18 protein-coding genes are annotated in these 21,385 nt (G+C 62.0%); 2 read left to right on the top strand and 16 right to left on the bottom strand.

The annotated features are described in order from the left end of the window. Positions 1-228: 228 nt before the first annotated feature. From ELX51_RS15965 to ELX51_RS15915, 11 genes are all read right to left on the bottom strand, one after another. Positions 229-1,116, bottom strand: coding sequence for an ABC transporter permease (locus tag ELX51_RS15965; RefSeq protein WP_127754449.1), 888 nt, complete (start codon positions 1,114-1,116; stop codon positions 229-231). Next, positions 1,109-2,062, bottom strand: a complete 954-nt coding sequence (locus ELX51_RS15960; RefSeq protein WP_127754448.1) for an ABC transporter permease — start codon at positions 2,060-2,062, stop codon at positions 1,109-1,111. Before ELX51_RS15960 ends, ELX51_RS15965 begins: the two co-directional genes overlap by 8 nt. Before the next feature lie 78 nt (positions 2,063-2,140). Further along, entirely contained in the window at positions 2,141-3,754 is a 1,614-nt protein-coding gene (locus ELX51_RS15955; protein WP_127754447.1) for a peptide ABC transporter substrate-binding protein, read from the bottom strand. Positions 3,755-3,806: 52 nt separating this feature from the next. Continuing rightward, a complete protein-coding gene (locus tag ELX51_RS15950; RefSeq protein ID WP_127754446.1) occupies positions 3,807-4,769 on the bottom strand; it encodes a glyoxylate/hydroxypyruvate reductase A in 963 nt (320 codons plus the stop codon). 130 nt (positions 4,770-4,899) lie between these two features. Beyond that, on the bottom strand, positions 4,900-5,892 hold the full coding sequence (locus tag ELX51_RS15945) for an oligopeptide/dipeptide ABC transporter ATP-binding protein (RefSeq protein ID WP_127754445.1): 993 nt from the start codon (positions 5,890-5,892) through the stop codon (positions 4,900-4,902). After that, the gene (locus ELX51_RS15940; protein WP_127754444.1) at positions 5,885-6,910 is read right to left on the bottom strand and encodes an ABC transporter ATP-binding protein; all 1,026 of its coding nucleotides are present in this window, start codon (positions 6,908-6,910) and stop codon (positions 5,885-5,887) included. Before ELX51_RS15940 ends, ELX51_RS15945 begins: the two co-directional genes overlap by 8 nt. Further along, on the bottom strand, positions 6,907-8,526 hold the full coding sequence (locus tag ELX51_RS15935; RefSeq protein ID WP_127754443.1) for a DUF885 family protein: 1,620 nt from the start codon (positions 8,524-8,526) through the stop codon (positions 6,907-6,909). The genes ELX51_RS15940 and ELX51_RS15935 overlap by 4 nt, the downstream gene beginning before the upstream one ends. Further along, a complete protein-coding gene (locus ELX51_RS15930) occupies positions 8,523-9,638 on the bottom strand; it encodes a Gfo/Idh/MocA family oxidoreductase (RefSeq protein WP_127754442.1) in 1,116 nt (371 codons plus the stop codon). Before ELX51_RS15930 ends, ELX51_RS15935 begins: the two co-directional genes overlap by 4 nt. Further along, positions 9,635-10,717 (bottom strand): 2-dehydropantoate 2-reductase N-terminal domain-containing protein, encoded by a 1,083-nt coding sequence (locus ELX51_RS15925; RefSeq protein ID WP_127754441.1) that lies wholly within the window; start codon positions 10,715-10,717, stop codon positions 9,635-9,637. The genes ELX51_RS15930 and ELX51_RS15925 overlap by 4 nt, the downstream gene beginning before the upstream one ends. Before the next feature lie 21 nt (positions 10,718-10,738). Beyond that, a complete protein-coding gene (locus ELX51_RS15920; RefSeq protein ID WP_127754440.1) occupies positions 10,739-11,923 on the bottom strand; it encodes a hypothetical protein in 1,185 nt (394 codons plus the stop codon). Positions 11,924-11,934: 11 nt separating this feature from the next. Continuing rightward, on the bottom strand, positions 11,935-12,453 hold the full coding sequence (locus ELX51_RS15915) for a VOC family protein (protein ID WP_348983118.1): 519 nt from the start codon (positions 12,451-12,453) through the stop codon (positions 11,935-11,937). 21 nt (positions 12,454-12,474) lie between these two features. On the opposite strand from ELX51_RS15915, the gene gcvA reads away from it, so the two are divergent. Next, positions 12,475-13,365, top strand: a complete 891-nt coding sequence (gene gcvA, locus ELX51_RS15910; protein ID WP_164854895.1) for a transcriptional regulator GcvA — start codon at positions 12,475-12,477, stop codon at positions 13,363-13,365. Between the two features lie 278 nt (positions 13,366-13,643). On the opposite strand, the gene ELX51_RS15905 is transcribed toward gcvA, so the two are convergent. Next, complete coding sequence (locus ELX51_RS15905; RefSeq protein WP_127754438.1) at positions 13,644-14,870, bottom strand: PQQ-dependent sugar dehydrogenase; 1,227 nt, start codon at positions 14,868-14,870, stop codon at positions 13,644-13,646. A 428-nt stretch (positions 14,871-15,298) separates the two neighbouring features. On the opposite strand from ELX51_RS15905, the gene ELX51_RS15900 reads away from it, so the two are divergent. Continuing rightward, positions 15,299-16,237 carry an aminoglycoside phosphotransferase family protein gene (locus ELX51_RS15900; RefSeq protein WP_127754437.1) on the top strand — a complete coding sequence of 313 codons (939 nt, stop codon included), beginning with the start codon at positions 15,299-15,301 and terminating at the stop codon, positions 16,235-16,237. Here the strand turns inward: ELX51_RS15900 and ELX51_RS15895 are convergent. From ELX51_RS15895 to ELX51_RS15880, 4 genes are read right to left on the bottom strand one after another with little or no spacing between them, the layout of a single operon-like run. Next, positions 16,231-17,466, bottom strand: coding sequence for a Zn-dependent hydrolase (locus ELX51_RS15895; protein WP_248305149.1), 1,236 nt, complete (start codon positions 17,464-17,466; stop codon positions 16,231-16,233). The genes ELX51_RS15900 and ELX51_RS15895 overlap by 7 nt on opposite strands. After that, positions 17,463-18,455 (bottom strand): ABC transporter permease, encoded by a 993-nt coding sequence (locus ELX51_RS15890; RefSeq protein WP_127754436.1) that lies wholly within the window; start codon positions 18,453-18,455, stop codon positions 17,463-17,465. Before ELX51_RS15890 ends, ELX51_RS15895 begins: the two co-directional genes overlap by 4 nt. After that, entirely contained in the window at positions 18,455-20,038 is a 1,584-nt protein-coding gene (locus ELX51_RS15885; RefSeq protein WP_206524650.1) for a sugar ABC transporter ATP-binding protein, read from the bottom strand. The genes ELX51_RS15890 and ELX51_RS15885 overlap by 1 nt, the downstream gene beginning before the upstream one ends. After that, positions 20,035-21,132, bottom strand: a complete 1,098-nt coding sequence (locus ELX51_RS15880; protein WP_127754435.1) for a substrate-binding domain-containing protein — start codon at positions 21,130-21,132, stop codon at positions 20,035-20,037. Before ELX51_RS15880 ends, ELX51_RS15885 begins: the two co-directional genes overlap by 4 nt. Between the last annotated feature and the right edge of the window lie 253 nt (positions 21,133-21,385).

Raw genomic sequence — 21,385 nt, 5'->3', positions numbered from 1 at the left:
GCCCGAGGGCTGTGTTTCGGTCCGCACGACTCCCGACGGCAAGCGGGGGCGTCCACACTGACAACGGCTGTACGGACTTGGGAGAGCCGGTCTGTACAGAGTTGCCCAAGTCGAAGGCCAAATGACGGACAGTCGGGTCCGGGCGGGCGCGGCGAATGGCGTGGCGGCAGGATCCGCTGCGCCATTCCTGATGTGCAGTTCGCGATATAGATCCAAGCGCGCTCTTGTTTACTCCCGCGGCTCCATGGCGTCCCGCAACCCGTCGCCGAGGAAGTTAACGGCGAGTACCGTGAAGAGGATGAGAAGTCCCGGTGGGATGGCGAGCCAAGGGGCCTGCGACAGCCAGGACGAGGCGCTGTTCAGCAGGTTACCCCAGGTCGGCACTGGTGGCTGGATGCCGAAGCCAAGGAAGGACAGCGCCGATTCCATCATGATGGCGCTGCCCACCGCCAGGGTCGAGGCCACAGTGATGGGGCCGATGGCATTGGGAAGGATGTGCCGGAACATCAGCCGTGGTCCGCTCGCCCCCAGCGCACGGGCTGCTTCGACGAATTCGCGCTCACGCAAGGCGAGAAACTGGCTGCGGACCAAACGTGCCGTACCCATCCAGATCAGGATGCCCACTATTGCGACCAGAAGCGGCGGGCTGGGGCGAAAAAGCCCGGATAGGAGTAGCACCAGTGGGAGGGTTGGGATCGACATCATGACATCGGTGAAGCGCATGAGGAGGACGTCGGGGATCCCACGATAAAAGCCGGAAACGGCTCCAACCAACGTCCCGACAATACCGGCGATCATGGCACCGGCCAGACCGACAGCGAGCGAGACACGGCCACCATGCAGGAGGCGCGTCAGCGCGTCGCGCCCTAGCTCGTCCGTGCCCAGCCAGTGTTCGGCCGACATTGGTCCGGGCATGCCAAGGAGCTCGAAGTCCTGGTAGTCATAGCTATAGGGTGAAACCATCGGCCCGAATGTGACGGCCAGCCCGAGCAACACCAGGAACACCGCACCGACAACGGCGAGGCGGCGCTTGAGAAAGCGGCGGATGACGCGGCGCCAGTAGCTCTGGGGCGGCGCGGCCGGGTTAATGGCGCCGGCAATCGTTGCTTCAGTCATAGCGGATCCTGGGATCGAGCGCAGCGTAACAAAGGTCGGCCACGATATTGGCGACGACAATTGCAAGTGAACCCATCATCATCAGACCCATCAGCATGGGGTAGTCGCGCCCATCCATGCTTTCCATGAACAGCCGACCAATGCCGGGCCAGGCGAACACAGTTTCTGTGATGACGGCGCCTGAAATGATGGTCACGAAGTCGACGGCAATGACCGTCACCGCCGGGATCATGGCGTTGCGCAGGGCATGGTAGAACAGGACTGCCTTTTCACCGCGCCCTTTGGCATAGGCGGTGCGGATATAATCCTGGTGGAGCACATCGATCATGCCCGAGCGAATAAAACGGCTCCAGCTGGCGACCGTGGCAAGCGAGAGAACGGCGGCCGGCATGATGATGTGCCGGAGCCGGTCGATGAAGGACCCATCGCCGATGGACTGGTAGCCGGCGGACGGAAGCCAGCCGAGCTGAACACTGAACAGAAGCTGAAGCAGCAGGGCGAGCCAGAACACCGGAGTGGAGATCCCGGCAAAGCTTAGGACGGTCACGGTACCGTCGAGCTTGGAGCCGCGGCGGGCGGCGCTGATGATGCCAACGGGAACGGCGATCAGCAGCGAAACGAGCATGGCCAGCCCGCCCAATTGCAGTGTCGGCCCGAGGCGCAGGACAATTTCGTCGAGCACGGGGCGGCCCGTGCGAATGGAATAGCCCCAATCGCCCACGAGAATGGCTTTGAGCCACAGGAAGTATTGAACGGGAACCGGCTGATCCAGCCCATAGCGCGCCGCAATCTGGGCCAGCGCTTCCTTACTGACGGACGGGTTCTCGGCATAGATATCGAGCGGGCCACCGGGCGCCAGCTGGATGATGACGAAGAGGATGACCGAAATGCCCAAAAGCAGTGGGATGGCGCCCAGAATGCGGCGGATAATATAGCTTAGGCTCATCTTGCTCCCTGGGGCTACGGAGCCACCGGCCCTGCACAAGCAGGGCCGGCATGCAGTTCAAGTGTCGCGCTTGAGGCCTCAAGCCTCAAGATACCATTCCTTGGTGTCCACGAAATTGGTCATGTTGGTGGGATTGGGAACGAAGTTCTTGAGTTCCACCGGCTTGGCAATAACGGAAACGCCCTGGGTCAGTGCGATGGCAGGAAGATCTTCGGCAATGATGCGCTGCATCTCGGACGCAGCGGCTTTGCGCTCTTGCGGATCGAGCGTGTTCTCAAGACGTGCAAACACCGCGTCGAGTTCAGGGTTGGAATAGCCCTGACCGTTGTTCTCGCCTTCCGAGCCGTAGAACGTCGAGTAGACAGGGTCGGCCGAAGTGATCCAGCGGCCATAGATCAGGTCGTAACCCCCGCTGTAGCGGGCCTCGCGATAGGCAACGCCGGTCTTGTTGTCAGCGCTCGCCTCGATGCCGATTTCCTTGAGCTGGGCGATGATCACCTGCTGCACGTTCTCGTCGTCAGCACGGCCCGACTGCACCACGAAGGCAAAGCTCAGGCGCTGGCCGTCCTTTTCGCGGATGCCGTCACCGCCACGGGCATAGCCTGCCTCGTCGAGCAGCGCATTGGCGGCAGCAACGTCATAGACGTATTCCGGCGTCGCATCATCGTAGAGGTCGAAGATGGGCAGGACGAGGGACTTGATCGGGGTAGGGAATCCACCTTGCACGCGGATCAGCGTCTCGCGATTGATGGCATGCGCCACCGCCTTGCGGACGGCGAGATCGGCGAGCAGTTCGTTGCGGAAGTTGAAGTCGAGGTGGCCCCAGCTCAGCTGCTGGCCAACGACGATCTCAAGCCCGTTGGCGCCTTCAAGCTGCGAAGCGCGGCCATAGGGCACCGAGACGGCCATGTCGAGTTCGCCGCTCTGCAGCTGGGTGATTAAGGTGTTGCTGTCGGTAACGATGCGGAACACCAGGCGATCGAGATAGGGCAGTGCGTCCCCGTTCTCGGCAGTGCGCCAGTAATCGGTGTTCTTGTCGAGCACGACATATTGGCCACGCACAAATTCCGCGACCTTGAACGGGCCGGTGCCCACAGGGGTCTCGTTATAGGACGAGGTGTTGAGGTCGGTGCCTTCCAGCAGGTGCTTGGGCATGATGCCGAAGGTAAAGAGGGTCGAGGCGAAGTTCGGCTTCACCGTGTTGTAGTTGCACACGACGGTGTAGTCGTCGGGCAGGTCGATGCTGTCGATGTCCTGCGTGCCGTCCTTGGACTCGGCGATGAAGGCGGGATCTTTGACCGCTTCCCAGGTGAACTTCACGTCGGCCGAGGTGAGGGGCTCGCCGTCATGCCACTTCACATTCTCATGGAGCTTATAGGTGATCGTCATCTTGGAGCCGTCTTCGGACAAGACAATGCCGCCATTCTCAAGCGTCGGCACTTCCTTGGCCAGCACCGGTACATAGCGGGCATCCTTGTCAGGAGCGATCAGGCCCTCGATCACGGTGTGCTGGGCATCGGCGAGGAAGCCGGTGGAATAGGTATTCATGGTGTCGAGCTCATAGGTGAGGCCGACATTGAGGGTGCCGCCAGCCTGCTGGGCCATTGCGGGCAGCACGCGCATGGTGGCGAAGGCGGTAGTACCGGCGAGAATGCCCTGGAGCACGACGCGGCGCGTAAGCTTAGTCTTCATGATGTCCCTTCCTTGATGCAATTGCTTGTTTCGCCGGTTTTGCCGGTCTTGCTCAGTAACCCAGGCTCCGATCAACGACGTTGCGCACCGGCTCTCCTTGTTCGAAGCGCCGGATATTGGCCGCCATTTCCTTGACCGCCATATGCTGGTGGGTGGGGGCGGCGACATGGGGAGAAAGGCGCACCCGGGGATGCTGCCAGAGCGGATCTTCGATCGGCAACGGCTCGGTTCGGAAAACGTCGAGTGCAGCCCCGCTGAGCTTGCCGCTGTCGAGCGCCGCAATCAGATCGGCATCGACGACATGGCCGCCTCTGGCTGCGTTGATGAAGAACGCGCCATCGGCAAGAACTGCGAGCAGGTCCGCATCGATCAGGTCGGCGGTCTCTGCGGTCAGCGGCAAAAGATTGACCAGGATGTCGGCGCCTCGCGCGGCCTCCGGCAACTGATCCGTGCCGGAAAATGTGCTCGCGCCCGGAATGCTGTGCCTGGAGCGAGCCCAGACATGGGTGCCGAAGCCCAAGCGCACGAAGTGTTCGGCGACTGGGCGGCCAAGTGCGCCCGCCCCAAGAACGGTCACCTTGCGCTCATTGGCGAGCTTTTCCGGCTGTGGGGCCCATTCCCCCTTGCTCTGCAGCTCTGCGTAAAGGAACAGGTTACGGTGCCAGGCCAGGGCCTGAGCCAGGACCCACTCGGCCATGCCCAGGGCGAGCCCATCATCGACCAATCGCACGATCGGCAGTTCCTCGGGCACTTCGCCGCTCGCGAGCAGATGCTCGATGCCGGCATTCAGGCTGAGGACGAGCTTCAGGCCAGGAACAGCCCGCACGACGCCCGGCAGTGGGCGCCCGACAACAATATATGGCACATCGGCATCGCCATCCTTGGGCTGCTCGGTCAGCACATCGAAGTCCGGCAACTCGGCACGGAATAGTTGGGCCAGATGTTCAGGGTTGCCTCGCGAGGCAATAAATAACCGTTTCATGTCAGCGAGCATGGTGCGCGATGCTTGGGTCATGCAATGGCCGAAAAAATCTAAATTCCCCGTACATCAGCTCATGTGAACTATGATTTCAGCCGAAATGGACATGGCTTGCTCCGCTACTGGCGCAAGTCTGAACAGGGTGCCACGAAATTAGCCACGCCTTCTAGGCTAATGGGTTGGTCAAATCGAGTTCGTGGCTGCGGATGCAGGCGACGCTGTGACCGTTCTGCGTGGCTTCAAGCGGTGGAACAATTTGCGCACAGGCTTCAATCGCATAGGGGCACCGGGTTCGGAAAACGCATCCCGAGGGCGGGTTCACCGGGCTGGGCAAGTCGCCCTTCAGGGTAATGCGTTTGCGCCGAATGGTAGGGTCAGGCACTGGGGCTGCATCGAGCAGCGCGCGGGTATAGGGATGGCGCGGCTTGGCATATAGCTCGGCAGCCGTGCCCATTTCCATGACACGGCCGAGATAGAGCACAATGACGCGGTCACAAAGGAACTCGATGACGGAGAGATCGTGACCGATAAAGAGCAGCGACAGGCCCAACTCGCGCCGAAGATCCTGCAGCAGGTTGATGATCTGCGCCTGGATCGAAACGTCCAAGGCCGAGACCGGCTCGTCTGCGACGATGAACTGGGGATTGACCGCCAATGCCCGGGCGATGCCGATGCGCTGGCGTTGCCCGCCGGAAAACTCATGCGGGAAGCGTGCCGCGGCGCTGCGCGGCAGGCCGACCTTTTCGAGAAGGTCGCCGATGCGCTGGTCCCGATCCTTCCGCGTACCGATCTTGTGCAGCATCAATGCTTCGCCCAGCGTCTGGCCGACGCTCATGCGTGGGTTGAGGCTCGCATAGGGATCCTGGAAGATGATCTGCATCTTGCTGCGCAGGGCTTTGAGGTCGGGCGGCAACAGCGCCGTGACCTCCTTGTCGCCTAGCCGCACCTTGCCCGAAGTGGGCTCAACAAGGCGCAGCACGGCGCGGCCGAGCGTGGTCTTGCCCGAGCCGGATTCACCGACGAGACCGACGACTTCGCCTTTCCCAACGGTGAACGAGACGCCGTCGAGCGCCCGCAGCGTGACACCTTCTTTGAAGAGCGTCTTGCCGATGGGATAGTGAACCTTGAGGTCGTCAACGACCAGGAGCGGATCAGCCATGGACTTCGTTCCAGCGGATGCAGCGCGCCCGATGCTCGGGAACGACAGGTAGGAGCGGCGGCACCGCGGCGCGGCATTCAGGGATGACCCAGGCGCAGCGTGGATTGAAATCGCAGCCTTGTGGGGGATTGCGCGGATCAACGACGCTGCCCGGTATGGCGCGCAGCCGCAGCTCTTCGCCACGGCTGCGGGCGGCGTGATCCACAACAGGCAGGCTGTTGAGCAGGCCGCGCGTATAAGGGTGGCTGGGCCGGGCGAAGAGTTCGCGCACTGGTGCGGTCTCAACAATGCGGCCGCCATACATGACGGCGACGCGGTCGGCGATCTCGGCGACGACCCCAAGATTGTGGGTGATGAATAGGATGCCCATGCCGATCTCGCGCTGCAGGCGGCGCATGAGTTCGAGGATCTGCAGTTGCACCGTGACGTCGAGGGCCGTGGTCGGCTCATCGGCGATCAGGAGTGCGGGATTGCAGGCCAGAGCCATCGCGATCATGACGCGCTGGCGCATGCCGCCCGACATCTGGTGCGGATAGATATCGGCGCGACGGGCTGGATCAGGGATTTCGACCAGTGCCAGCATCTCTACGGCGCGGTTCCAGGCCTGCTTGCGCGTGAGATCCTGATGGAGACGGGCCGCTTCGGCAATCTGGGCCCCGACCTTCTGGGTCGGGTTGAGCGAAGTCATGGGCTCCTGGAAGATCATGCCGATTTCATTGCCGCGAATGGCACGCATGGCATGTTCAGGCTGCTTCACCAGATCGATAACCTGACCGGCGCGGGTGCGGAACAGCATTTCGCCGCCGGCGATGGCGCCGACCCCCTTGGGGATCAAGCGCATGACGGAAAGACTGGTGACGGACTTGCCCGACCCGCTCTCGCCCACAAGAGCGACGGTTTCGCCCTGGCCAATGGTTAGGTCCACGCCTTTGACGGCGCGAACCAAGCCGGATTCGGTGCTGAACTCGGTGACGAGCCCCTTGATGTCGAGCAAAGGCACTGTGTTGTGCGACGTCATGGGTTGAGTTGTCCTGCCCTTTCCATTTCCTCGGCAATCCAGGCCAGCGGCATATGGCCATAGCTGAGCAGGCTGTCGTGGAAGCTCAGCGTGTCGCTCTTCCAGCGCCCGCGCAAGGCCTTGATGCCTTCGACGCCCAGCCAATACATGAGGCGCGAGCCCGGCAGCATGGAATTGCGCACCACTTCGCCCTGGACACGGGCGGCGGCAAAGCCGGCCTCGCGATAAAAGGCCATGGCGTCCTCTAGGCTCCAATCTCCAAGATGGAGCTTGATATCGACAAGGACGCTCGCGGCATTTCTGCGCTCAAACTGCTTGAGAAGCAGGATTTCCTCAGGCGTGTAAAAGCCCGGCGCTTCCATGAGCAGGTCTTCCACATAGCAGGCCCAGCCTTCGATCAGCGTGCCGGCGCCGAGAAAGGCTAGACCCAGTGCGCAATCGGTACCGGCAAGGCGGGCAAGGCGCGAGGCTGCCGCGCGAGCGCGGGTGTTTTGCGTGTGGTGGCCGACGCTGCCGTGGTGGACCGAATGGATGGTCTTGACCATCGCTGTGTTGTTGGCACGCAAAAACGCAGCTTGGTCCTCGCCAGGCGGGGTGACCCAGTAAACGCTACCCACCCCTGGATTAAGGGCAGGGGGAGAGCGATAGAACAGGAAATACAGGGGCTGGCTGATCTTGCGAAAGCACGGTGCCATCCAGCGATAGTCGAGATCATATTCCTGCGCAGGAGTGACGAGCGCGGCCCCTCGCGCAACGGCCTGCACATCCCAATCCATGTAACTATCAAAGACAGCCTCTGCATCAGCGGGATGGATCTCGGCAAGACCGGCAAGTATCTGGTCGGCCGTGCGGGTGGGGTCTATGGCGCGGGTCATCTCGGCCATTTCCTCGCCCATACGCTTGTAGGCGGCTTCGGCCATGTCCACCGCTTCGCGCGGCGACATGGTGAGGCCGTGGATGCCGGCCATAAGCTGGGTGAGATAGGCTTCGCCACTAGCCGGATCGGCATCGGGCCTGCCTTCGATAGCCGCCCCAAAAGCCTCGAACGCATCTGCGGCGCGGCGGGCCGGCTCAGCCCAGTCATCGGCAAATTCCTCATGCAGCTTGATGTCGGTGCGCAAGAAGCCGGCCATCGCGATGGCTTCCTTTTGCGCGCGCTTGACCCAGCCCTGTGGCGCCGCCACGTCCTGGAGCCGCGCTGCGGCAGCCGCAAGAAAGTCCGAAATGCCGCCAAGGCGGGCAATCAACGCCGCGTGGCGGATCGGCATGGATTGCGGCAGGAGCAGCGAGATGATGGAGAATGCCGCTTCGCCCGAATACCAGGCCGGGTTGTGCAAACGCGGCCGGGTCTGCGCCGATAAACGCTGCATCCGCAGTTCGGCAATCATCATGCGTCGGTCAAGCCGGTCGCCGAGTTCGTCCGGTTCGTCAGTCGGTTCGAGGCGGGCGAGGAGATCGTCGATTGCGGCGATCTCCTGCGCCAGCGTATCGGGTGCGGCAGGCGGCAGAGCCGCGTCGTGACCCTTGTCACCCATGAAGGTTGCGTCCACCGGGCGATGGCGCCAGTGATGGGCAAGGAAGTCATCGACAACAGCGGGATCGTAGGAGAGCGTCATGCGCTCTTGCCCGGCAAGTCGACCCAGCGGCGCTCGAAATGGGCTTTGATGATCGCGTCGACGATCTCCTGGCTCTTAGCGCCATCGTAGAAGGTGCATTCCTGCGGCCGGTCTTCGAGGATTTCATCAACGAAATGGCGCACGAGGTTGCGGTAGTAGAGCTCGGGCCAGGGCGTGTTGAGCGTTGTGCCCGGCGGCAGCGCCTCGGGACCCACGTCATAGGGGATGAACTCGACCGCTTCGGCCTTGGCGATCTTGAGCGTTTCGGCCGTCCCGAACTCCGAGATGAGGCGCGCGACCGCCGCCCCTTTGGACCCATAAACGCGAATCTCGACGCCGGGATAATTGCCGACGGCGACGTATGATGTCTGTAACAGGCCCTGCGCGCCATTGGCGTATTCGACCAGTGCCACGGCGCCGTCTTCGACCTTGATCTTCTGCAGCCCCACTTCACCGCGCACGATACGCTCGGGGATGAAGTTCTTCATGGTGGAGGCGACCGAGCCGAACTCACCGCCGAGCCAGCGCATCAGGTCGATGAGGTGCGAACCATAGCCGACGATGGACGCCGGGATCAGGGAATTGCGATCGACACCCGGGGTGATCTGGCGCAGCGGCTCTTGCGGATCGAGCCATTGCGAATTCTGCTCAAAGCCATGGATGTGGAACACTTCGCCAAGCGTGCCATCATCGATCCACTTCTTGATCTGACGGATGGCGGGCGAATAGCGGAAGGTGAAGCCGAGTTTGGTGCGCACGCCCTTGGCGTCAGCCTTGGCGGCGGCAGCGAAGGCAGGCGCCGCTTCGGTGTGAAGCGGCTTTTCCGACAGTACATGCTTGCCGCCTTCAATGGCCAGCAGGCTTAGCGGCAGGTGGGTATGGGTTGGCGTGCAGACATCGACCATCTGCACATCTGGATCAGCGATCAGCTTTTCGGGGTCGGTATAGACCTTTTTCGCCCCATATTTCTCGCCCATCGCCCGGGCACGATCAGGATCGAGATCGCAAACCGCGACCAGTTCCACCCGTTCATGGGCCTTGTAGCCCGGCAGGTGCGCCTTGTCGGCCCAGGTATGCGCGCCGATAAGGCCGACGCCGAGTTTGCTGGTCATGGCAGGGTCTTTCCGATCTGGGCCGCATAGGCTTCGAGTTCATCATAGTTGTGAAAGCCGAGCTGGCGCTTGCCATCCTCGATCTCGTAGATCATGCCCACCATCTTTTCATTCAGGCGGGTATCGGCACCGGCCTTCTTGCCGAACTCGATGAGCTTGCCGGCAAAAGCGCGCGTTTCAGATGGGCGTTTGCGATAAACGATGTCCCACCAGATGCCCGACCCCTTCTTCTTGAAGTTGTGGGTGGGCTTGTTGTCCTGGTCCTTTTTGAGGAGCCAGATGGCGTGATTGACGTTGTCGATCAGCTTTTTGGTATCATCGGCCGTCTTGACCCGGTAGTTGGCCGGATCGAAGAAGTCGAACGCCTGCACCTCGATGCCATTGGCATCGGCGATCTCGAGTGCCTCCTTGACCACCGCGCCGGCGAGGCGGGCATAGCGCTCAACCCCAAGCGTGTCGCGGATCTTGGCGTCCGCCAGCGCGGAAAACACCACTTGGGCGGAATAGACTTCCTTGGCCCAGATTTGGCCCCAGATGCGGTCGGAATACTGCACCTCGGTTAGGGCAGAAAGCGCATCGCCGATTTCCTTGAGGCGCGGCGTCATCTCGCCGTTCATTTCGCCCAGCTGGATGGGGCCTTCATGGACGAACTCGACGTAGCCGGGGTCAACCAGCGCACCGCCGTAATTGGGGATCGAGCCGATGACCATGTCCTTGCCGGGCAGCCCTGCCTTGTCGAGCAGTGCCACCATGTCGGGCTCGTTGAAGCCATTCTGATAGGAAACGACGGCGCTATCGGGAGTCAGCAGCGGGGCAATTTGCCCGAGCGCTTCAAGCGTGTGCTGGGACTTGGTGGCGATGAGCACGACGCCGAGATCGCCCGAGAGCTGGTCGGGCGTTGCAGCCTTGACGGGGATGTTCATGTCGCCCCGAACGCCGTCAATGCTCATCCCCTTTTCGTTGAGGGCATCGACATGCTCTTTCCAGCGATCAACGAGCAGGACGTCGTGGCCCGCCTTGGTCATGTAGGCGCCTGCAAGGCCGCCGATGGCCCCTGCACCGATTATCGTGAACTTCATGGGTGGAGCCCTGACCTTCTTTTAGTTGGCGACCTGGGGGAACATCGACAGGCTCTCGGGCGAATTGGCGTAGGAGTAGAGCGCCTTGATGAAAGCGGGGCGCTCAGCGTCGCTGACGCGTTCGCGCACTTTGCGGACGGTCTCATTGCCAGCCCAGTAGGACGAGATGAACGGTCCCCGGAACGGATGGGCGGCCATACGCAGGCGACCTTGCACCCAGGCTTCCTGCCCCATCGCCGTAGTGCGCAGATAGTCGGCTACGTCCTCGCGCGGCACGCCTTCGACCATCAACATCCAGGCAGCGCTGGTCTGGGCAGCGGAGCGGACGCGGCGCAGCTCGATATGGATCGCGTCATCATCGTCCTCCACGAAATGGATCAGGTGCACGCCCTGATCGCCGATGCCCTCCTGTACGCAACCAGTGATGGCATCGGTGGTGATCAGCAGCGCATCGGCAGGCGCCTCGCCCGCATCCACTGCGGCCTTGGTCGACAGGAGCTGAGTTGAGTGCCCGGGATAAACTTCGTGGCAGACCAGATGCTTGAGCGCAGCGCGCGTGAAGCTCAGGTCAAAATTGAGGTCCATCTTGCCTTCGTTAAAGGAGCAGCGCGCGGTGTAGAACATGCCGCGCACAGGGTTGAGCACCATGTCATAATCGCCGGTGTCAAAGATCATAGCGTCAGTCTTGGCCTTGGCCTTGGCCATGAGTTCGCGGAACACGGTTTCGACCTGCTCGGCGGGGACCGCGCGAGCCTCCTCCCAAGCCGCGACGCGCTGGCCCAGAGTGCCGTTGACAAAACCGGAGCGCTTGAGCACCGCATCGAGCTTGGCGCGCGCATCTTCGATCACGGCTTCATCTTCGCGGCCGGCGGGAGCGCCGACCAGCTGGGTGACCTTTTCCTCAAAGCTCGGGCTCGCACCGGCCAGCATCTTGGTGGCCGTGCGCACGGACCGGATCATGCCTTCAAGGAATACCTTGCGCGGCCCCGCCTTGAGGGCTGCGGCTTCCGTCGCCAGCCTGTCCAGATCGGCCTTGATGGTTTCTACATCATCATAGGTGCGCGGATTGACGCTGTCGGCACCAAGATAAATTGGCACCAACCCCTCGCCCCCCAACAAGCTGCGGTCGGCGGGCTGACGCCGTTCGAAGGCATCGATGCCCATGGTAATGGAAGTGAGGTCGCGACCGATTTCGAAGGAATTCATTGCGCTAAAACTCAGTGTTCGAAGATGGCGTCAGGATTGCGGAAGGACTTAAATTCCAAAGCATTGCCTGATGGATCGAGAATAAAGAACGTGCCCTGCTCGCCCGGCTCGTTCTCAAAGCGGATCTTGGGCTCCATGACGAAGCGGTAGGCCGCGCTGCGCAGCCGTTCGATCAGTTCATTCCAGGTCTCCCACGGCAGCACCGCGCCGAAATGATGCAGCGGCACTATATCAGTGCCGACTTTCGACTTCGCCTCAGGCTTGGGATCGCTGTTGATGTGGGCAGAAAGCTGGTGTCCGAAGAAGTCGAAATCGATCCAGTTTTCCGCTTCCCGACCGACATTGCATCCGATGACCCCACCATAAAAGTTCCGGGTGCTTTCTTTGTCCTTCACAGCGAAGGCCATGTGGAATGGGATCATTTTGGGCGGGTCCAGCCGTGGGAAATGGATCGGCGCTTTATTGCGCCCCAAGGAAAAAGCTAGCGGCTTGGCGGCGAGCCGCAAGGCGCATAAAGATCGCTCTTGCATGACCTCATGGAATGGTAACTGGTGAAACGACGCGTTCTCCCCTCGCTCAACGCATTAAGAACCTTCGAAGCCGTGGCGCGACATAACTCATTCACGCGGGCGGCCGAGGAGCTGAACGTGACGCAGAGCGCGGCGAGCCGCCTTGTGCACAGCCTTGAAGAGTACCTCGAAGTGGCGCTGTTCACGCGACGCAGCCGACGCATCGAGTTGACCGACCAAGGTCACTATTACAGTCGTCTCGTGAGCCGATCACTTGACCTGTTGGAAGCAGGCACGGTTGAACTAATGTCATCGAAGGCAGGGCAGGGTACGCTCTCGGTCGGCATGCTTCCCACTTTCGGCACCCGCTGGCTCCTGCCGCGTCTGCCCTCCTTCCAAAAGCTCTACCCCGATATTTTGGTGAACGTCGTCTCCAGCGATGGCGAGCTCGATTTCATCAACGAGCGAATCGACATTGCCATCCGTTTTGGCCACGGCCAGTGGCCTGACGCGCTGATCGACCCGCTCATGAGCGAAGAGATCCAGGTCGTCTGCTCGCCTATGCTGCTCGATGGTCGCCCTGATCTCACATTACCGGCCCAGCTAAGCAGCTATCGATTGATCGATCACTCCACACGCCCGGACAGCTGGGAGTACTGGTTTCGCTCCATTGGCTCGGATGTGCCTGCCATGAACTGGGGCCCACGGCTGGAGCATTTCTTTATGATCATCGAGGCGGCAAAGGCGGGCCTCGGCATGGCGCTGCTGCCCACATTCCTGATCGAGCAAGAGTTGCTTCAAGCTCAACTTGTGTCGCCTTTCGCCCAGCGAGTTGCCGGGCCGGGCGCCTACTACCTCATCACACCCCAAACAAAAGCCGGACTGCCGCGTGTGATGGCTTTCCGGCAATGGGTTCTCGACCAATTGGATTAGTACTGATTTCCGCTAGCCTCCATCGGCGGAGTGGGGCAGCAGTTGCTCTATGCGGTGATCGAGAAGACGGAACTAAGACTTCACACCATGCCCGTGGATGGGCCCCACGACGTGCCATTCATTCCGACGTGCCATTCATTCCCATGTACGACACGGACAACATCCACGAGCCGCGCAATATGGGGCACTTCGTGAGCGGTTCTCGAGGTGCCGGCCGCAAAGGACGTGCCGGCACCTCGGGCTTATCACGCCGCGCCAAATGCAAGCTCCGGTCGAGCTTACGACGCGTTGGTGATGCGGACGATCTCGGAGGTGCCCCGTTCGGCATCTTCGGTTACTGCATAGACCGCGCCGTCAGGCCCGACCTTGACATCCCGGACCCGGGCTTGGAGCGGCACCCATTCCTCGGTTTCGACCTGATCTTTGTCGTTGAGGTGCAGGACAACAATGGATTGCGCCACCAGGCCGCCGACCAGAAACGCACCCTGCCATTGCGGGAATTCATCCCCCTCGTAATAGGCCATGCCCGATGGCGCGATCACCGGATCCCAATAATAGACCGGCTGGGAGGTTTCAGCGTCCTGGGTGATGCCCTCACCGATCGGCTTGCCACTATAGTCGATCCCGTAGGTGACTTCAGGCCAGCCATAATTGGTGCCAGGCTCGGGACGATTGAGTTCGTCACCGCCCTTGGGCCCATGTTCCACTGCCCATAAACGGCCTTGCCCATCCAGCGCCGCCGACTGCATGTTGCGGTGCCCAAGGCTCCAAATCTCGGGCAGGGCGCCCTCCACATCCACAAAAGGATTGTCGGGAAGCGGATCGCCATTCTGGTCGATGCGGAAGATCTTGCCCAAGCCAGAGCCCAGATCCTGTGCCTGCACCCGCGGCTCCACGTCGGAACGCTCGCCCACGGTAACAAACAAGGATCCATCGGTGCCGAACACGAGGCGAGAGCCGAAGTGCTTGGTGCCGTCATAGGTGGGCATCTGCTGGAAGATCACCTCCATATCCTCGAGGCTGGCGCCGCCATCATCGTTCATCACCAGTCGGGCTTTGGCCACGGATGTGCCATTGCCGCCCTCACGCGGTTCGGAGAACGAAAAGAAAATCAGGCCTGAGCTCTCGAAGTCCGGCGCCAGCGCCACGTCGAGCAGCCCCCCCTGTCCTTCGCTGTCGACAGAGGGAACACCCTCGACCGGCGCGCTCACTTCGCCATCTTCGCTGATGATGTGCAGCGCCCCGGCTTTGGCGGTCACCAACATGCGGTTGTCCGGAAGAAATTCCATCGCCCAAAGTTGCGGCAGATCACTTGCCACCACTTCCGTTTCAACAGCAGTGGGGTTTTCCGGCAGTGGTGCTCGCGTCTGCTGGGCGAAGGCCGGCTCCTGATCAGGCGCATTTGGGGCTTGCGTCTGCACGGTGGGCGCTTGCGCCAATACAGGGGGCATCAGTGCCGCCGTGGAGAGTACGGTCCCGACAAGCAAAAGGGAAAGGCGAGGCATCGAGAACTCCCATTGTGATAACTGCAGGAAGGCGGCGTTTTCCGGGCGACCGGCAACTACCACCCGGTTGGAGCAATCCCCGACCTTCCTTCCCGTTGCATCAACGGGGTCAATAGATTTTGACCGCTTACAGCGGGTCCTTCATTGAACACGGCACTCGGGCGAGCGGGGTCGATCGGCTGGCAACAGGCTGGGGCAGCGTCCAAACCGTATACCCCGCAGAGAACGACCGACTGGGGCGCACTCACTGCCCCGAACGCTACGACGCCATTTCAGCTGTCGAGGGTGAAACAGGAGGAAAAGGGCAGACATCTCGGCCGCCTGCTTGGCGCGTCCCCGGCGTGGCCACAATTTGTGCTGTTTGGTCTGCTGCCTACCAGCAGCGGCACCACTTGGCGCGGCGAGCATCATCCAACAAGGGCGACCGAATGAGCGATACCAAGGCGGCACTCGACGCGGACCTGATCGCGAAGCTGCTTGGCGAACAGCACCCGGACTTGGCCGAGTTGCCGCTGGTTTTGGGGGCTTTGGGTTGGGACAATCAGATGTGGCGGCTGGGGGACAACCTCGCAGTTCGTTTGCCCTGGTCGACCCAAGATGCGGATGAACTCCTCCTCAAGGAGTACGCTTTCTTGCCTGCCATGGCCTCGCGTCTTCCGCTGCGGATACCTGTCCCCAAAAGACTTGGGCAACCTTCCGAGCTGTTCCCGCGCACATGGATCGTGACGACCTGGGTTCCTGGCGAGCCAGCGGACCGCGCCCCTGCGACTCTTGGCCTTCAAGCCGCAGACAGCCTTGCGGCTTTCCTGGCAGCGCTTCACCACCCCGCGCCTCCTGCTGCACCAATCGGGCGACACGGCAGAGGCGGATCCCTGGCCACATCCAGCGAAGGTGTTGCCCGGTTCCTGAAAGAGGCAACCGATCGTCGGCTGATCGCCGATCCGGATGATCTGCGTGAAATCTGGGCTGACGCCGTGACCGCCCCTGCGTGGACGGGCCAAGCCATGTGGCTTCATGCGGACCTACACCCGGCCAATCTGCTGACCAGAGGGGGTGATTTTTGCGGCGTCGTTGACTTTGGCGACATGTGTGCAGGCGATCCTGCCTGCGACCTGGGTGCCGCGTGGCTGCTGCTGCCTGATGGCGCAATCAGTCGCTTCTGGGACAGCTATCGCCCGGCAATTGACGCAGCAACCCTGCGCCGTGCCCGCGGTTGGGCACTCGGCAAGGCTCTCGTGTGCCTTATTATCGGCGATGATGGTGTTCACGGTCGACCCGGTGGGAAGGCGACCTGGGGCCCACCAGCACAAGCTGCCATCCGGCGCCTCGTCAGCTCGTGGCGATGGGCGAAATCCCACGATCAGTAAGCAAGTTTATATAGCCCGGCGGCCAGCACCTGGATGCCCGCGACAATGTCGGCGATGGTTGAAAACTCCTCAGGCGTGTGGCTGCGCCCTTTTTCGGAGCGCACAAAGATCATTACGGTTTTGGCGATCTTGGCCATTTGCTGGGTGTCGTGGCCGGCGCCGCTCGCCATGGTGAGGGCGGGCACGCCCTGATCCGCCGCTGCCTGGCGGAAGGTGGCGACAAGGTCCGGGTCGCTGAGGCAGGGTGCCTTTTCGGTGCCGATATCCCATTCGATCTCGAGCCCGCGCCGTGCGGCTACTTCCAGCATCAGTTGCTCATGGAGGCGGTAAAGCTCCTCGCCTTTGGCGGGGTGGGGGTGGCGCACATCGATGGTGAAGCGGATTTCGCGGGGCACCACGGCGGCGCCATTGGGATTGACCTCCACCCGGCCGATCGTGGTCACGGCAGGGCGTCCGAGCCGGTGGGCGGTGTTGATCACGCCACTGCCGATTTCAAGGAAACCGGCCATAGGATCACGGCGCAGATCCATGGGGAAGGCACCGGCATGGTTCTGCTCGCCGCGCAGCGTGACCCGATAATGCCGCAGGCCGGTGATGGCATCAACGATGGCCACCGGCAGGTCGGCATGTTCGAGGATCGGGCCCTGCTCGATATGGAGTTCCACAAAGCTCTCGATATCGTCCCGCTGCGCCGTGGCGATCCGGCTGGGATCAAGGCCCACTGCGCGCATGGCATTGGCGATGCTCATGCCTTCGAAGTCATGGGTGCTGTCGGCGTCGTCTTGCTGGATGGCGCCGGTAATGGCGCGCGAGCCCCAAAAATTGGCCGTCGGGAAGCGGCTGCCTTCTTCTTCGCAGAGGGAAAGCGCTTCCAGTGTCCGCTTGGGCTGGCCGTATTGCGCCTTCAGCGCCCGCAGGGCAATCAGCGCACTCAGCGCTCCGAGCGTGCCGTCATAGCGCCCGCCCGGACATTGGGTGTCGATGTGCGAGCCCGAAACGATGGATGGGCCGCCCTGGCTGCCCTCGAGCTTGCCCCAGACATTGCCCACCGCGTCGCGGCTGACACTGAGGCCCGCTTCGGCGGCCCAGCGGGCAAAGAGGTCATTGGCCGCCACCCATTCGGGCGAATACACGGTGCGCCACACGCCGGTGCCGCTATGGGCGCCAATGGCTCCCATTTCCATGATCATGGCTTCAACCAGCGCGGGGTCGATGGTGATGGGGGTCAAGACAAGCGCTCCTGGCGGCCGCGAACGAGTTGGGAGAGGCAAACCGCTATCACGAGCGCGCCGCCATAAAACAGATCCTGCACGAAGGTGCTGATGCCCAGGATCGACAGGCCCGTAATGCCGGTCACAAGGAAATAGACGGCGATCACCGATCCGATGGGGTTGAAGCGACCGGGCGTGATGCTGGTAGCACCCAGGAATGCCGCGGCAAAGGCAGGCAGGAGGTAAGTGAGGCCCGAATTGGGGTCTGCAGCGCCCAGTGAGCCGACAAACAGCACGCCGGCCAAGCCGCCCAGAGCTCCCGAAACCAGGAAGGTGACCGCGCGAACCTGGTCGACGCGAATGCCCGAGAGCCGGGCGACTTCACGCCCGCGGCCCACAAACAGCAGGCGCTGACCGGCGGCGGTGAAGGTGAAGATATACCAGATGATCGCCGCCACGATCAGCGCGTAATAAAAGGCCATGGGAATGCCGAACAAGCGGGTGACAATAACCGCATTGGTGATGGCAAAGTCGATGCCGCTGATCGTGTTGGAGTTCGAGATCCACAGCGTGATGCCATGGAGGAACGTGCCCATGCCCAATGTGACGATCAGCGAGTTGATGCGGAAATAAAGGACGAGAAAGGCGTTCACCGCCCCGATCACGAGACCGGTGGCTACCGCCGCCAGCACTGCCGCCACGATGGGCCAGTCGAAGTAAACATTGAGGACCGCGATCACCATGGCACTGAGCGTCAGATTGCCCGCGATGGAAAGATCGTAGTCGCCGGCCGTCAACGGCACGATCAGGCCCAGCGTCATGACGACGAGGACCGCTTGCGAGCCGAAGATGGTGGAGAAATTGGCCCAGCTGAAAAAGGTCGTCGGCCGCAATAGGCTAAAGACGATGATCACCGCCACCCAGGCCAGAACGAGGCCATAGCGCTCGCCCCACACTACCCAGTTCCTGTTCCGGGTTGTGCCCCGAGCCGCATTGATTTGGGTCATTACAGCTTGGCTCCAGTGTCTTCGGTAATGTAACAGCTTTCGGCGATGGCCGATTTGGAGATGGCGGCGCCTTCGAGTTCCGCCACCTGGCGGCCTCGGCCCAGCACAACCACCCGATTGCAGATCGCGGCCAATTGCTCATGATCCGAGCTGGCGCAGATGATCGCTGCACCAGCGTCAGCCATGCGGCGGATTTCGCCGAACACCTGTTCGCGCGCGCCGATATCGACGCCCTGCGTCGGCTCGTCCAGCAGCACCAGCTTGGGCTGCAGCTGGAACCACTTGGCCAGCACCACCTTCTGCTGGTTGCCGCCCGACAGGGCGCTCATCAGCGCCTCGGGATCGGCCGGGCGCACGTCAAAGGCGGCGTTGAGGCGCGCCGCTTCTGCGCGCATGGCGCTGCGCGAGAGCAACCAGCCGCCTCCAAAGCGTCGCAGGATGGGCAGGGTCGCGTTGTCGGTGACGCTGAGCGTGGGCACCACGCCGGCCGCAAGCCGGTCACCGGGGATAAAGGCAATGCCATTGCGCACCGACTGGTGCGGCGTGGCTTGGCTCAAGTCGCTCTCGGTGCCCTCAAGCGTCAGGAATCCCGCGTCCGCCCGGGTGGCGCCAAAGCACAGGCTAACCACATCGTCATAGCCCGAGCCGATCAACCCGGTGATCCCCACCACTTCTCCAGCCCGCACGCGCAAGGAGAAATCCTCCACGGCACCGCCTCGCAGGCCGGCAATGATCGCCACCTCGGACCCGAACTCACGTTCGGGCGCCCGCATAGTGGCCAGATCAACCGAGCGGCCGATGATGAGTTCAACGATCTGGGCCTTGCTGGCGGATTTGGTGATGAGGGAGCCGGCCAGCTGCCCATCGCGCAGCACGCTGATGCGATCGGTGATCTCGCTGACCTCGTCGATATCGTGCGAAACAAAGATCACGCTCGCGCCTTGCGCCACGATGGCGCGCACCAGGTCAAACAGCTTGCCGACATCCTTGGCGGGCAGGAAAGGCGTCGGCTCGTCAAGGATCAAGAGCTTGGTGAGCGTGCCCTTGGCTTGCTCGAGCTGATCAAAGGCGCGCACGATGGCGAGCAGCGCCCGCTCAACCGAACTGAGGCTCTCCACCTCGGCATAAGGGTCGAGGGCGAGGCCGAAGCGCGCGAACAATTCCCTGGCGCGGCGTGCCTGAGCGCTCCAGTTGATGCGCCAGCGCGGCTCTGTGGCGTGCTCCCCGATCAGCAGATTTTCCAGCACGGACATGGAGGCGATGAGGCCCAGATGCTGATGCACAAAGGCAATGCCGAGCTTGCGAAATTCGCCCGGCGGCAAGGGAAGGGGCACCTCCTGGCCACCCACCAACAGGCGCCCGCCCTGGTCAGGGGTGTGAAAGCCCGCCAGGATCTTGATGAAGGTCGATTTGCCCGAGCCGTTCTGGCCCAACAGCCCGTGCACTTCGCCGGGCGCGATTTCAAGCGTCACGTCGGACAACACGCGCGTCGTGCCGAAATGCTTGGACAGGGCCTCAACCCGCAGCGCGCTGGCCGGGCCGCCCTGGGGCGAGCCGGCGGGGGCAGTAAGAGGAAGCGTCAAAGCTGCCAGAGCTCCTTGTAGCCTTGCACATAGGCGTCGCCATAGCCCTTGGAGACTTCGGCGGGTGTTCCGGCGCTGGCGGCATTGTTGGCGTCAAAGATCACCAGCGGGATCTTAGGGTCCGTAACGGGATCGAGGCCGCAAACAAGGCGCATCTGGGCGTCGAGCATGCCATAGGCGATCCAGTCGAGGTTCTCGCCAATATCCATCTCGACCTGGCCGTTCTGGATCATGTCGAGCACGAAAGGCGTGCCGTTGAAGGTCGCGATCTTCACCCGGTCGGTGGCGCCGGTGATGGTCAGGGCCGGTACCACGAACTGGTTCATGCCGTCATAGATGGGCAGGATATAGTTGATGGTCGGGTCGGCGATGATCGCAGACTGCACATTGGACTGGATCTTGCTGGCCCAATCGGGGATCGACACATTCACCGTTGTGAATTTGCTCTCGGGATGGGCAGCAAAGACCTCCTCGATGCCCGCCATCATGGACTCGGTGGACAGCACTTCATTGGTGATCAGCACCAGCGCATTGGCCTTGCCCTGGGTCTTGGTGATGGCCCATTCAGCCAGCAGCTTGCCGGCCTGCTTGTAGTCGATCGGGATGGAGGCAGTGAGCCCGCCGGGCACTTCCTGCTCGAAGCCCGTGAGGTGGGATGCGGTGACGATGGCGCCAGCATCGCGGGCCGCCTTGATCTGCGTCGTTAGCACGCGAGGATCGGCCCCGGCCAGGAGATCGATGAGGTCGAACTGGTTGGTGACCCCAAATTCGATGCCCTGCACCCACTGGGTCGGCTGGCCCTGGTTTTCCCAGATCTGGTATTCAAAGCCGATTTCCTTGGCGATTTCGCCCATGGCCTCGGCAATGGTGGCAACGAAGGGAACGGCGCTCGAAGCGGGCACCGACAGGATGCTCTTTTCGGCCATGCAGGCCTTGGCGTCGAAAGGCTCGCCGGGCGCGGTGAACGTGGGAACACCGGTATATTTGTCCAGGTCCGCCTGCGCTGCTGCCAGGGCGTCCTGCGCCTGCGTCGCTCCCGCCGAAAGCAAGCCAAGCGCCAGCGTGGCCGCCACCAATCTCGTTGTTGTTGCCATGATCCTCACGTCCCCTTCTCCAAGACGCCCGCAACATGTCGCCACGGGTATACATAGTCCACGATTGACAACCGCTTTCGCGGCGCTCGTCAACTGCGTTTCCGGTGTTTTTGGTTCGATTGCCGCTGAAAATTAGCAGCTCGCCCAAGTGTTGCGCCCGCTGAACAACAATGCGGCACCGAATGCCTTCGCAGCGAGCAAAGTTGTGCGTGTTCTGCCAGGCGCCAGTGCTGTCTTCCCGAGAGTTGAGCGG

It is taken from the genome of Devosia sp. 1566 (genome assembly GCF_004005995.1).
Classification (GTDB): domain Bacteria; phylum Pseudomonadota; class Alphaproteobacteria; order Rhizobiales; family Devosiaceae; genus Devosia.
This window is presented reverse-complemented; position numbering and strand designations above follow the sequence as displayed.